This window comes from Capnocytophaga sp. H4358 (assembly GCF_002302515.1).
GTDB lineage: Bacteria > Bacteroidota > Bacteroidia > Flavobacteriales > Flavobacteriaceae > Capnocytophaga > Capnocytophaga canis.
This window is the reverse complement of the sequence record NZ_CP022380.1, coordinates 974,011-987,166: the sequence shown is the minus strand read 5'-3', so window position 1 is coordinate 987,166 and position 13,156 is coordinate 974,011. Positions and strand designations below refer to the sequence as shown.

Below are 13,156 nucleotides of genomic sequence, written 5' to 3'. Positions count from 1 at the left end.
TGATGATTAGGAATTATAAGTACAGTTGAAGAAGTAAAAATTAATTTATAAAAATGGAAACAACGGAAAGATTATATTTAAAAAACTTTGGACCAATAAAAGAATTGGACATCGAAATAAAACCACTAATGGTTTTTATAGGTGAGTCAGGTAGTGGGAAAAGTGCCATTTTGAAATTAATGTCGCTTCTTCGTTGGGTGCATAAGCAGAATAATTTGGCAAATTTTTTCCAAGAAGAAATAAATAAGAATATTTTCTTTAAGAATCTACAAACAAGCGAGATAGAAGAGTTTATTTCTGAGAAAACAGAAATTGTTTTTGATTTAGGTTGTGCTAAATACCAACTAAAAAATGGAAAATTTGAAGTTACAAAATGTTACGATACTACTTTTGATAAAGTTATTTTTTTAAGTGAAAATAGAGGGATTTTGCCTAATATTTTCAATCAAGATTTTAGCTTAAATATGGAAATTCCGTATCATTTAGAAGATACTTTTTTTAATTTTAAAAATGCTATTAAACAAAAGAAAGATTTTTTTATAGAAGCTACGAAATTGACTTTATTTGAAAAGAAAGCAGAGTTTCATTCGGAATATTTCGTTAAAGGTGATGATTTTGAAATGAAATTTAAAAATGCTTCTAGTGGAACTAAAAATGCCTCTTTCTTGGAGTTAATTGTTAATTATATATCACAAAGATATGATTTTAATGAAGTCTTACAAAATGAAAATAAACGAAGAGGGTTAGGTGGTGGAAAGACAGGGAAAATCTTTAATAATGCTAAAAACCTCTCCATCTTCATAGAAGAACCTGAACTCTCTTTATTTCCCGCTGCACAAAGAAGATTGATAAATCGTTTAGTAAAAGACTGTTTTGTAGAAAACAAACAAGAAAATTGTACTACCCGATTGGCTTTCGCAACACATAGTCCGTATATTTTAACCTCTCTTAATAATTTGCTATTGGCAGGTGAAATAGCAAAATTGAAACCTGAAAAAGAGGAGGAAATAAATAAAATTATTCCGAAAGCATATTGGCTGACTATGGAGCAAATAGGTGTATTTTCAATAGAAAAAGGAATTGTAAAACCTGCCATTTATGAAGATGAAAATCTGATAAATGGCGATTACTTGGATAGTATTTCGGAAGAAATAAGCGAAGAGTTTTCAAAATTATTGGATATTAAGTATGAAGAAGAGGCAGATTAAAGATGTACATAAAAATAGTTGTGGAAACATTGCCACTTGTAAGGAAAATGGAAGGGTATTTGTTCTAAAAAATGCCAATGATTTTTATAAAGTGCGGATAGATAATGGTGTTGTTCCAAAAGGAGAAGAGCCTAAATGTTGTGATTATTATTTTTTCAAAGAAGATGAAATAGAAATTTTTGTGGAATTAAAAGGAAGTGATGTGAAAAAAGCTTTTTTACAGATAGAACAAAGCATAAAAGATTTTTCATATAAATATCCAAAAAATTATGCTTTTGTTATTTCTTCTAAAATGCCTAAAAGTACAGATGAGCAAAGAGCAATGGACAAATTCAAAAAAAATAATAAAAATATATCATTGAGAGTCAAAACAAACAAATTAGAATGCTCTTACAATAGTGACTCAAAGGACGTAGAAAATATAAAATAAATTTGAAATTCGGAGGAAATAAGATTATAGTAGCAGAAACTCAAATTTAATGAGTGGATAACAAATTTCACACCGATTGTAACCAAACTTTATCAAAGTTAACAAAACCCCCTTCGGAGTGTTCAAATAAACCAATGTAACACTAAAAAACACTCCGAAGCATTTTAATAAGTCAATGTGGGACTAAAATAAGCAAATGTACGACTAAAAAACCTTCCGAAGTATTAAAATAACAAAGGGAGACACCAAAACATAAAAAGAATTCAAAGAATAGGAAAATAATTGTAAAAACGCTAAAAAATGAAAACATATTATCTATCCAACGAACAAATGCTTCAGAATTTTGGAGCGATGTTTGAAAATCTGTCCAAAGAGGGCGATTTGAAAACAGAATTAGCAGAATACGGCTACGACGATGCCAAAATCGCTGAAGGAAAAGCCCTTTATGATGAAGCTCGTAAAACATTCGATGCCAATATAAAAGAAACACGCGAAGAGACATCGGCGTCATTGGCTTTTCAGGAAAAATATCAAAACGTACAGAAAAAATATAGTACACATCGCAAAAAGGCACGTATCGTCTTTGAGGACAACGAAGAAGCTCTTCGTCAGCTTAAACTCAAAGGAAGTGCTGCCCGAGCCATCGCCTCAGCTATGGAAGAAATGAGAGCGTTTTATCAGCTTTTGGATACCACTCCCAATCTTCTTACGCCACTAAAACAACTAAAAATCAACGAAGAAGATATCAAAAATCAGCTTCAAGAACTCCCCGAAGTAGAAAAAGCCTACGCTACCTATCTGCAAGAAAAAGGGGAAAGCCAACAAGCTACCCGAGACAAAAACAAAGCCTTTGAAACCCTCGACAAATGGGTATCGAAGTTCCATAAAGTGGCTAAAATCGCCCTTGAAGACCGCCCACAACTTTTGGAAGCCCTCGGGAAATTTGTAAGAAGCTAATATGCTTTTAAAAAAGACAAAACACGGGTTCAAATAGAAGATAATTTGTTTTCTTAAAGAAATTTTCTAAATAAGTTGACTTATAAAATTGGAAAATGAATAAAGTATGATGGGAATAAAAAACGGATTTTTCCTACTAAGCTGAGCAAAGTCTCAAAAGCAAGTATATGAGCGAAACTTTCAATAATTGTAATATAGAAAAAAGCAAACAACTCTGTCAGGCTGAGCGAAGTCGAAGCCTCGTGATTATAGAGCTTCGACTTCGCTCAACTTGACAAAAAAAACAGCCTGACACGAAAAAATATCATCGTACTTTTATAACACAATTTAAAGACAAATAAATAATGGTAGTAGTAACCTTACAGCGTGATAAATGCATTGGGTGTAATTATTGTGTGGAAGTAGCTCCGGAGCAGTTCCAAATGTCGAAGAAAGACGGAAAAAGTGTTTTGCTTCGCTCCACAGAGAAGAAGGGTTTTTTCACACTCAAATCGCACGATGATGGTATCTATGAAAATTGTGCAGAGGCTCAAAAGGTATGCCCCGTTAAAATTATTTCAACTAAAAAAATATGATGTTTAACTAAAAAATATATGAATATGAAAAAAATATTATTTTTGCTATTTATTGGATTATTTTTCCAACAGGCAAAAGCACAGTATGTAGGGATTAAAGGAGGATACAATTATGCTTCATTAAGTGGAGATGTAAATCCTGGGGTTGAACTTTCCAGATATCACGGTTTTTACGGTGGAGTTACGATCGATTTTCCTTTGTCGAACTTGTTTTTCGTACAAACAGAGGGACTCTATACTCGCATAGGGGGAACTGTAAATGTGGCAGGAAGTGGTGTAAACGTTGCATTAGATTATATTTCAGTTCCAGTTTTGTTAGGAATGAAAGTTTATGAAAGACTTAGCGCTCAAGTGGGGCCACAGTTTAATTTTTTGGCTAAAAAATCAAAATTTTCGTACAAAAAGAACGAGGAAGAAGTGATTGTTGAGAAAGCATTCGATAACTTTGACTTATCGCTCGGTATCGGACTGAAGTACACTACTTCTTCAGGTTATTTCGTTGAAGCACGATTCAATCAAGGATTGACAAATATTGCGGATAGTTCCAATGAATCGTTAAAAAAAATGAACATAAGTTCCACGAATAATTTTAAAAATTCGTATATTTCCATTGGAATGGGATATAGATTTTGATGCGTATGAGAAAAATAAGAAAAGTTACTTTTATTTTGATGAGCGTTTGGTTTGTTTTTGTAGTGCTTTTTGCTTGTACAAAATCTAAAATTGAACGTAATCCGTATTTGCCTGAAAGTAGGTTTTCTTATACCATAAATTTGAATCTGCCTGTATATAACTCATTGAAGTATCCACAGAATACTATCTATATTTCAGAGATTGGACTTAAGGGTGTTTTTGTAACGCACGTTAGCAATAATCGGTATGTAGCATGGGAGGCAGCTTGTCCGAATCAATATCCGTCAGCTTGCGATCGATTGTATTGTGCTTCGAAGGAGGGAGAGAGGTTTCAAATCTGTACAAATAATTCCAATGCGTACATTTTTGTGATATGCCCTTGTGATGGTTCGGTTTATAACTTGGTGAATGGCAGCGTTATGGTGGCGTCATCGGAACGTAGCTATCCGTTGTTGAACTACAATGTGTCCGTTTCGGGGAATCAAATTACGGTATCTAACTAATTGATTGAAAATGATTTCTAATAGATTTGAAAATAGAAAACCCGCCAATTTGTTAGCGGTAATCTTAGCAGTAATTTTTGGACAATTGCTCTACGAGTTTTTTATTTTCGATACGATTTGGAAAGTATGGCATGTTTTCAGAATCATTGGAGTAGCTTCTTTACTTTATGTTACATTGTATTTTTTAAATAAAATTGATCGTTGGAATGAATTGACTCAAGGAAACTCCTATTCATTATTGTTTTTTGGGGTATTCGTGATTCTTTTTCCTACTGCGTATACTAATTTGCTTATTTTAGCTTCCAATTTACTTATAACTATTGCAATATGGCGGATGTTATCATTGAAAAATGAAAGAAATATTCCTCAAAAGATATTTGATGTCTCATTTTTGATACTTTGTGCGGGATTATTCAATGTTTATGCTTTGTTTTTTTTGCTAAACGTATGGATTTCACTTCTTTTGTACCGTTCTAAAAAGAAAAAATATTGGTTAATTCCTTTTTTTGCTATTTTTTGTGTTGGAATTTTATCATCTGTAATGTTTTTGGTATTGGATCTTACCTTTACAGTTCCTTCAACAGGAGATTTATGGGATTTTTCGTATCAAAAGGCATTGCACCCACCCATGTTATTTTCGCTAATTTTAATGGGATTCATACTCATAACATCATTGCTGGTCTATTTTTTTAAGAATAAATACCACAGCGGAAGCAGTCAATTGATTGTACAGATTTTGTCTGTAGGTCTGATTGTAACCTTTTTTTCAAAGGAACCGGTCTTTATATTCACGCCCCTTTCGATATTGTTTGCCCTTTATGTTGAAAAAATAACAAAAAAATGGCTAAAAGAAACCGTTTTGTGGTCACTGTTAACCATTCCTTTGGTGGTATTATTGTTGCATTTTATATCCGAAAGCTAAATCACCTGCATCTCCCAATCCTGGAATGATGTATCCTTTTTCATTTAGTTTGGGATCAGTGGTGGCAATCCACAGGTGAGTGTCCTCGGGGAAGTTTTTTTCTAAGTAATCTATTCCTTCTTGAGCACCAATAACAGCAAACAAATGTATTTCTTTGGGTTTTCCCAAGGAATTGAGTGCGTTGTAAACGTTTACAAATGAGCGACCTGTAGCAAGCATAGGGTCAGCTAAAAAAAGAATTTTATTTTCTAAGGAAGGAGAAGCTAAATATTCCACTAAAATATCAAAATCTGTTTCAGAGGTGTGTTTCCGGTAGGCAGAAATGAAAGCGTTGTCAGCATTGTCAAAATAGTTCATAAGTCCTTGATGAAGTGCTAATCCTGCTCGTAAAATGGAGCATATAACCACGTCGTCTTTAGGGATTTCTACTTTTTTCTCACCCAATGGAGTCGTTACGATTTCTGATTTGTACTGTAAAAATTTACTCATTTCATAGCATAGAATTTCTCCTATACGTTCTAAATTCGTACGAAAACGCATACGATCTTTTTGAACGTTCACATCTCGTAATTCGGCTACGAAGCGATTTAAAATCGAAGGCTTTTCGCCTAAGTGGTGTATGATCATATGTATCAGTATTTTTACATGTTTCGTCCTGCAAAGTTACAAAAATTAGAAGAAAGAAGAATGCCTTCTTTAAGAGATATTTCCGACATAAAATTTAAAATGAAGATAATCAGCAAGAAAAAGAAATTTTTACTTCTAAAAATAATTCATTTTTCTTGTAAGTACGCAATAAAAAACGTATTTTTGCCTCCGTTTGATATGTATTATGTCAAATTCATGTCTAACGCATAGTTCTGACATGTAAAGAGAGGGATGAACTTTTAATTTAGTTATATGAAGAAGAATAAGTTAGTAGCTTTGTGTATGTTCTTTCTGTGTGTATTAGGATTCGCTCAACAAGAATCACAGTACACACAATACATGTACAACACGATGATGTTTAATCCGGGATATACGGGGTCTCGTGGTGTTGATAGTTTTTTTGGTATATTCCGAGCACAGTGGATTGGTTTGGATGGAGCTCCTCGCAGTGGAGGGATTAGTTATCATGCTCCTCAGGAGCGTTTGCGAAACGTGGGTTTGGGGTACTCGTTGTTCTATGACGCAATAGGGCCACAAACCAATACGAGTTTTATGTTAGATTTCTCGTATACTTTGAATTTTGATAATTCGAAGTTAGCTTTTGGTTTAAAGGGTACAGCAGAGATTTTTAGTTTGGATTATAATAAACTTCGTTTGTACGATCCATCAGATACACATTTTTCGGAGAATAGTACTATATTTTCACCGAATGTAGGAGCAGGTGTTTTTTGGTATTCGGATAAGTATTACATAGGTTTTTCGGTTCCTAATTTGTTAGAGACGGAGATTTATGAATCAAAAGACCGTAGAGTGTCTGTGTTGAAAAACACACAGCATTTCTATTTGATAGGAGGATATGTTTTTGATTTGACAGATAATATTAAATTTAAGCCAGCAGTTTTGTCGAAGATGACTTATGGAGCACCTTTGCAGTTGGACGTATCGGCAAACTTTATGTTCAATGAGCGTTTTGTTCTTGGAGCGGCTTGGCGTTGGTCAGCGGCAGTGAGTTTGATGGCAGGTTTTCAGGTGAATGATCGTTGGTTTATAGGCTACGGTTATGATTTTGAGACGACGGAATTATCTCGCTACAACTCGGGGTCACATGAAATATTTTTACGTTACGAGTTAGTGAAGATGTACAAAAAGGTGGTTTCTCCACGATTCTTCTAATTAAAGTTTAAATCTTGAAGGTAATCATACTATGAAAATATACCATAAATTATTGTTTTTTCTATTATTAGGAATAACGGCAAATATTTTTGCACAGGAAAAGGAATTACAGAAGGCGAATGATTTGTATCAGAATTATGCTTATGTAGATGCTATTAAGATATACGAAAGTATAGCTAAGAAGGGTTTTGTGAATCAGGAGTTGTTGGAGCGTTTGGGCAATTCGTATTATTTCAATGCTGATTATACAGCAGCATTGGTTTGGTATGAGCAATTGTTTGCCAATCCGGAGTATAAGTTAAAGCCAGAATATTACTATCGTTATTCACTTTCGTTAAAATCGGCAGATCGTTATGATGAGGCTGATAGGATGATGGTTAAGTTTGTTGAGTTGACAGATGCGAATGATACAAGAGCGGTATTATTCCAAGAGAACAGGAATTATCAAGAGATTATCAAAGATAATTCGAATCGTATGGATTTGTATCATACGGATATCAACACAGAGCATTCAGAGTATGGAGCCGCGTTCTATGGTGGAGATAAGGTTATTTTTGCAGCGAGTAATAGCAGTATGTTCAAGCAAACTTCACAATGGACAGGCGAGAGTTTTTACGATTTATATGAGGCTTCTCGCGACAGCATTTCTCTTGATAAAAAATCACTTTTCTCATCGGATATTAATACAAAATTCAACGAATCTACGGCTGTCTTTACTAAGGATGGCAATACCGTTTATTTCACACGTAATAATTATGTGAATAAAAAAGTGGGGATGAATAGTGAAAATACTATTCTCTTAAAAATTTTACGAGCGACTAAAGATGCTAACGGTAAGTGGGGCAATGTGATTGAGATGCCTTTCAATAGTAATGTTCACAGTGTGGCACATCCAGCGTTAAGCCCTGATGAGCAGTATTTATATTTTGCTTCAGATATGAAAGGAACATTAGGAAATTCTGATATATTTCGTGTCCAAATACTCAAAGATGGCTATGGAAAACCTGAGAATTTAGGAAATGTGATTAATACCACAGGGCGTGAGTCTTTCCCATTTGTTTCCGATGATAATGTTCTGTACTATTCATCAAATGGTTTTCCAGGTTTGGGAGGTTTGGATATTTTTGCGGTTAAGCTGTATGACAATGGGACAACTTCAAAACCAATCAACATTGGAAGACCTGGAAATAGTGCCGATGATGATTTTTGTTTTGTAATTGACAGTGATAAAAAGATAGGATTTTTGACTTCAAATCGTCCAGGAGGAAAAGGCAAAGATGATATTTATTCCTTTTATGAACATACACCGCTACGATTTGTATGTACACGAACTATGCGTGGAATTGTAAAAAATCAAGAAACCAATGAAATTATTCCTGATGCTAAGGTGACTTTATCAAATAAAGATATGGCGTTGTTGGGTTCTAAACAGGCAGATTCAAAAGGAGCTTTCCTTTTCGATGATGAATCCATAAACTGCACAGATGCACACTTCTACTTAAAAGGAGAAAAAGAAGGATTTGAAACAGCAGAGGTCAATGTAGTAGCAGGAAAAGATAAAGAAATTTATTATGAGATTCTATTGAAACCGCGTGTGGTTAAGGTTGGAGAAGGTACGGATTTAGCAAAAGTACTTCATATAGATAATATTTATTTTGATTTAGATAAATCGAATATTCGTCCTGATGCTGCGGTGCAATTAGCTAAGGTTCTTGAAGTTATGAAAGAATATCCGAATATGAAAATTGATGTCCGTTCACATACTGACAGCAGGGCGTCACATGCTTATAACTTATCATTGTCCGACAGAAGAGCAAAATCCACCGTAAAATGGATTATTGATAACGGAATAGATAAGAGTCGTATCACAGGAAAAGGATATGGAGAAACTCAGTTAGTTAATGGTTGTTCGGATGGTGTTTCATGTTCTGAAGAAGAACACCAAGCAAATCGCCGAAGTGAATTTATTATCGTAGAACTGAAATAAAACTACGCGATAAAAAATATGAAAAAGAGACTGTTCCCAACAAGAATAGTCTCTTTTGTTTTTCGTACGTTAATTGCGTTTGAAAATTTCATTGATGTAAAAAAAATACTACATTTGTGGCTTAATAATCTCAATAAATGGACGTCAAAAATCAAATAGAACAGCTTAGAAACGAACTTAATCAGCATAATTATAATTATTATGTATTGGACAATCCAATTATTTCTGATTACGAGTTTGATCAAAAATTGAAGGAATTACAGTTGTTAGAAAATCAACATCCTGAATTCTTCGATTCTAATTCGCCAACAGTTCGTGTGGGTGGGACTATTACTAAAAATTTCAATACTATCACACATGAATTTCGGATGTATTCTTTGGATAATTCTTATTCAAAAGAAGATTTGGAGGAGTGGGAAAAACGTATCATTAAGCTATCAGGGAGTCAGAACCTCTCTTTTACTTGTGAATTGAAATATGACGGAGCTTCGGTTGATTTGCTTTATGAGAAAGGGAAACTAACCCAAGCTACTACGCGCGGAGATGGTTTTCAAGGCGATGAAATTACTGCAAATGTACGTACAATTAAGAGCGTACCGTTGGTTTTGCAAAACGATTTCCCAGAGCGTTTCCATATTCGTGGAGAAATTATCTTACCTAAAAAAGGATTTGAAGAAATGAATAAAGAACGTATCGAAGCAGGGGAAGATCCTTACATGAACCCTCGGAATACGGCAAGTGGCAGTCTGAAATTGCAGGATACCTCTGAAGTAGCGAAACGCCCATTGGATTGTTTACTGTATGCATTAGTTGGTAGTGTAAATATAAAAACACAATATGAAGGTTTGGAAAAGGCTCGTTCCTGGGGTTTTAAAGTTCCTAAAGAATCAAAATTATGTCATTCCACCGATGAGGTAATGGACTTTATTAACTATTGGGATGTACACCGCCATGATTTGCCATATGAAATTGACGGTGTGGTGGTCAAGGTCAACGATATAGCTCTGCAAGAAGAGTTGGGATACACCTCAAAATCACCACGTTGGGCAATGGCATATAAATTTAAGGCTGAACAAGCGACAACTACCTTAGAAAGTATTTCGTACCAAGTCGGGCGGACAGGAGCCATTACTCCTGTAGCAAATCTCACCCCTGTATTGTTGGCGGGAACTATCGTAAAACGAGCATCCTTGCACAATGCCGACCAAATAGAAAAGTTAGATATTCGTGTCGGAGATACGGTTTTTGTAGAAAAAGGCGGTGAAATCATTCCGAAAATCGTAGGAGTAGCACTTGATAAGCGTCCCTCAGGCTCTATGATAACAACTTATATTTCACATTGTCCTGAATGTCAGTCTGAATTGATACGTAACGAAGGTGAAGCACAGCACTATTGCCCTAATGTTGAAGGTTGTCCTCCTCAAATTACAGGCAGAATTCAACATTACATCTCGCGTAAAGCCATGGATATCGAAGGTTTAGGTGGAGAAACTATAGAGTTGCTATTTCGTTCAAAACTAATTGAGAATTACGCAGATTTGTATGAGCTTACAGTATCAAAACTTTTGCCATTGGAACGAATGGCATCCAAAAGTGCTGAAAATATTATCAAGGGTATAGAAAAATCAAAAGAAGTTCCTTTTGAGCGAGTGCTTTTTGCTTTAGGAATCCGTTACGTGGGTGAAACGGTGGCTAAAAAATTGGCTCGGCACTATAAAACGATTGATAACTTAGAAAAAACCACACTCGAAGAACTTATGCAAGTAGATGAAATTGGTGTTCGCATAGCTGAAAGTGTAGTTCAATTTTTTGACAATGAACAGAATAAAAATATTGTCAAACGACTAAAATCCTATAATTTACAATTTTCACTCTCCGAAGAAAGTATCGCAAATCAAACTGAAAAGCTTAAAGGATTCACGTTTGTGGTTTCAGGGGTATTTCATTTACATTCTCGTGATGAGTTGAAAAACATCATTGAACAAAATGGAGGAAAGGTAGGTTCGTCAATTTCTTCTAAAACAAGCTATGTGATTGTGGGTGACAACATGGGGCCAAGTAAAAAGCAGAAAGCCGAAAGTTTAGGCATTCCGATGATCAGTGAAGAGGATTTCATAAAAATGCTTTAGATTTTAATATAGAAAAACTGATGATGATTTCAGAAAAAAGAAGGATTTTATTTATGATTGCTTTGGTTAATAATTCAAAAAGAAAAGATATTTTATAGGTTTTTAAAATTTTAGCAAAAAAAAATAAACTTATATTGTTACAAAGATTTTTTTTTATTGTAATTTTGTAACGAAATAATAGTGTGAACTTAAAATTATGTACTAATGAAAACCGTTTCATCTGCCGTAGAGAATTATATAAAATCAAAACCATTCTTGCAGACGGCTCTATCACAAGGGATTATCAATTTGACTTCGCTGGCTCGTATCATTCGTAAAGAAATTCAAACTGATACAACCAGTAGGGAAGTGCGCAATGGTGCTATCGTTATGGCACTCAAACGACTTTCTACAGATATGGAATTTCGTTCGACACACCGCATTGTTAAGGTTCTTAAGAATATAGGTGAGATTATTGTTCGTTCTAATCTGACGGACTACACTTTTTTAGTTTCTGAAACTCTGTTAAATAATCAATCTGAGTTGTTGCGACAAATTCAAAATACGAAGGACGTGTTCTACGCTTCCTCGCGCGGGGTAAATGAAATTAGTTTGATTGTTAGTAATTCAGTAGAGCCTATTGTTGAAACTGTGTTTAGCACAGAAAGATGTACTCATAAATATAGTAATTTGGGTTCCATAAGCGTAAAACTTCCAGAAGAAAACGTTTCAATTCCAGGTATTTACTACTTTATTTTCCAGAGATTGGCATGGGAAGGAGTTACTATGAATGAGGTGATTTCAACATCTAATGAGTTTACAATTGTAGTTCCTGAAAGTCAGATAGATATAGCGTTTAAGGTAATTAAAGATTTGAAAATGCTGTAAAAAATATTAGAATTAAGGAAGTGTTGTAAAAAGTATGATACTTTTAATAAAGTGGATATTTCTGTCAGGCTGAGCGTAGTCGAAGCCCTGTAATTACGAGGCTTCGACTACGCTCAGCCTGACAATCAAAACTAACATCATACTTTTTATAACACAACCAGAATTAAAAATAGGATTGTCCGAAGAGTTGTTATTTAAAAAATATTTTCCCACTTCAATAAATTTTGCGTAAGTTTTTTAAAATAAATTTCTGAATGTTAATTATTTATATTTTTTAAGCTTAAAACATTCTTCATCAAACTAATTAAACAATATAACAAAAAATCCAGCTTTTCGGACAGCTTCTTTCTCTTTTCATATAACACACAAATATATAGTAATTTTCATAGCTTTCGTTAAAAGTTAAATATAGGTTAAAACGCGGAAACTAAAGTCTCGTTTTCAGTTTCCTTGGTATATTTGCGCTGAAAAATTCGAACGATGGCAAAAGAACAACTCATTACAATAGCACGTGACCTTTTCATTGATTTAGGCATAAAATCTGTTACGATGGACGATATCGCCCGAAAAGCAGGAGTTTCTAAAAAAACGCTCTACAATCACTTTAAGGATAAAACCGACCTTATCCAAACAGTAGTTCTGTACGTTAGCAAGGAACTCAACGAGCAAACCAAAGCAATTATGACCAACAGGCAAAACCCAATTGAGCAACTTTACGAAGTGGAGCGTTTCTTTTCGTGTCAGCCTGTAATTGTGAATAATTCACCTCAAAAACAGCTACAAAAGTATTATCCGAAAATATATAAGGAAATGAAAAACAAACAGTTGGAAGAAGTTGGTGGATTAATTCTGGAAAACTTAAAAAGAGGTATCGAATTGGGAATGTACAGAAAAGATATCAACTTGGATTTTACGATGCGATTGTACTTGCACATTATGATTGAATCGGGTAATGATTTGCTCTTTTTCAAGGATTATGACAAAAATATCATCTCGACAAGTTATTTGGAATATCACATTCGAGCCATCGCCACCCCGAAAGGAGTTACCACCTTGGAAGAAATTTTAAGAAGAGACAAAAAGAATTAAAAACTAAAAATCATACAATTAAAAAATTCATAATA

General features: G+C 34.3%; 13 protein-coding genes. 12 read left to right on the top strand and 1 reads right to left on the bottom strand.

Going from position 1 to position 13,156, the window contains the following annotated elements; genetic code table 11:
* Positions 1-53 precede the first annotated feature (53 nt).
* The 7 genes from CGC49_RS04250 (at position 54) to CGC49_RS04220 (ending at position 5,228) form a co-directional block, all read left to right on the top strand.
* Entirely contained in the window at positions 54-1,208 is a 1,155-nt protein-coding gene (locus CGC49_RS04250) for an AAA family ATPase (RefSeq protein ID WP_095911920.1), read from the top strand.
* A 91-nt stretch (positions 1,209-1,299) separates the two neighbouring features.
* Positions 1,300-1,638, top strand: a complete 339-nt coding sequence (locus CGC49_RS04245) for a hypothetical protein (RefSeq protein WP_157908993.1) — start codon at positions 1,300-1,302, stop codon at positions 1,636-1,638.
* Positions 1,639-1,938: 300 nt separating this feature from the next.
* Entirely contained in the window at positions 1,939-2,595 is a 657-nt protein-coding gene (locus CGC49_RS04240) for a hypothetical protein (protein ID WP_095911918.1), read from the top strand.
* 344 nt (positions 2,596-2,939) lie between these two features.
* Positions 2,940-3,170 (top strand): ferredoxin, encoded by a 231-nt coding sequence (locus CGC49_RS04235; protein WP_095911917.1) that lies wholly within the window; start codon positions 2,940-2,942, stop codon positions 3,168-3,170.
* A gap of 24 nt (positions 3,171-3,194) precedes the next feature.
* Entirely contained in the window at positions 3,195-3,803 is a 609-nt protein-coding gene (locus CGC49_RS04230; RefSeq protein ID WP_157908992.1) for a porin family protein, read from the top strand.
* A 5-nt stretch (positions 3,804-3,808) separates the two neighbouring features.
* The gene (locus tag CGC49_RS04225) at positions 3,809-4,306 is read left to right on the top strand and encodes a hypothetical protein (protein ID WP_231550006.1); all 498 of its coding nucleotides are present in this window, start codon (positions 3,809-3,811) and stop codon (positions 4,304-4,306) included.
* 10 nt (positions 4,307-4,316) lie between these two features.
* On the top strand, positions 4,317-5,228 hold the full coding sequence (locus CGC49_RS04220) for a DUF6427 family protein (protein WP_095911916.1): 912 nt from the start codon (positions 4,317-4,319) through the stop codon (positions 5,226-5,228).
* On the opposite strand, the gene upp is transcribed toward CGC49_RS04220, so the two are convergent.
* The gene (gene upp, locus CGC49_RS04215) at positions 5,199-5,855 is read right to left on the bottom strand and encodes a uracil phosphoribosyltransferase (RefSeq protein ID WP_042344448.1); all 657 of its coding nucleotides are present in this window, start codon (positions 5,853-5,855) and stop codon (positions 5,199-5,201) included. The genes CGC49_RS04220 and upp overlap by 30 nt on opposite strands.
* A gap of 273 nt (positions 5,856-6,128) precedes the next feature.
* On the opposite strand from upp, the gene CGC49_RS04205 reads away from it, so the two are divergent.
* The 5 genes from CGC49_RS04205 to CGC49_RS04180 all read left to right on the top strand — a co-directional run bounded on the left by CGC49_RS04205 (position 6,129) and on the right by CGC49_RS04180 (position 13,121).
* Positions 6,129-7,049 carry a type IX secretion system membrane protein PorP/SprF gene (locus CGC49_RS04205; protein ID WP_095911914.1) on the top strand — a complete coding sequence of 307 codons (921 nt, stop codon included), beginning with the start codon at positions 6,129-6,131 and terminating at the stop codon, positions 7,047-7,049.
* A gap of 31 nt (positions 7,050-7,080) precedes the next feature.
* A complete protein-coding gene (locus CGC49_RS04200; RefSeq protein WP_095911913.1) occupies positions 7,081-9,036 on the top strand; it encodes an OmpA family protein in 1,956 nt (651 codons plus the stop codon).
* Between the two features lie 137 nt (positions 9,037-9,173).
* Positions 9,174-11,165 (top strand): NAD-dependent DNA ligase LigA, encoded by a 1,992-nt coding sequence (ligA, locus tag CGC49_RS04195; RefSeq protein WP_095911912.1) that lies wholly within the window; start codon positions 9,174-9,176, stop codon positions 11,163-11,165.
* A 204-nt stretch (positions 11,166-11,369) separates the two neighbouring features.
* Positions 11,370-12,032, top strand: coding sequence for an aspartate kinase (locus CGC49_RS04185; RefSeq protein WP_042009567.1), 663 nt, complete (start codon positions 11,370-11,372; stop codon positions 12,030-12,032).
* A 480-nt stretch (positions 12,033-12,512) separates the two neighbouring features.
* Entirely contained in the window at positions 12,513-13,121 is a 609-nt protein-coding gene (locus CGC49_RS04180; protein ID WP_095911910.1) for a TetR/AcrR family transcriptional regulator, read from the top strand.
* Positions 13,122-13,156: the final 35 nt, after the last annotated feature.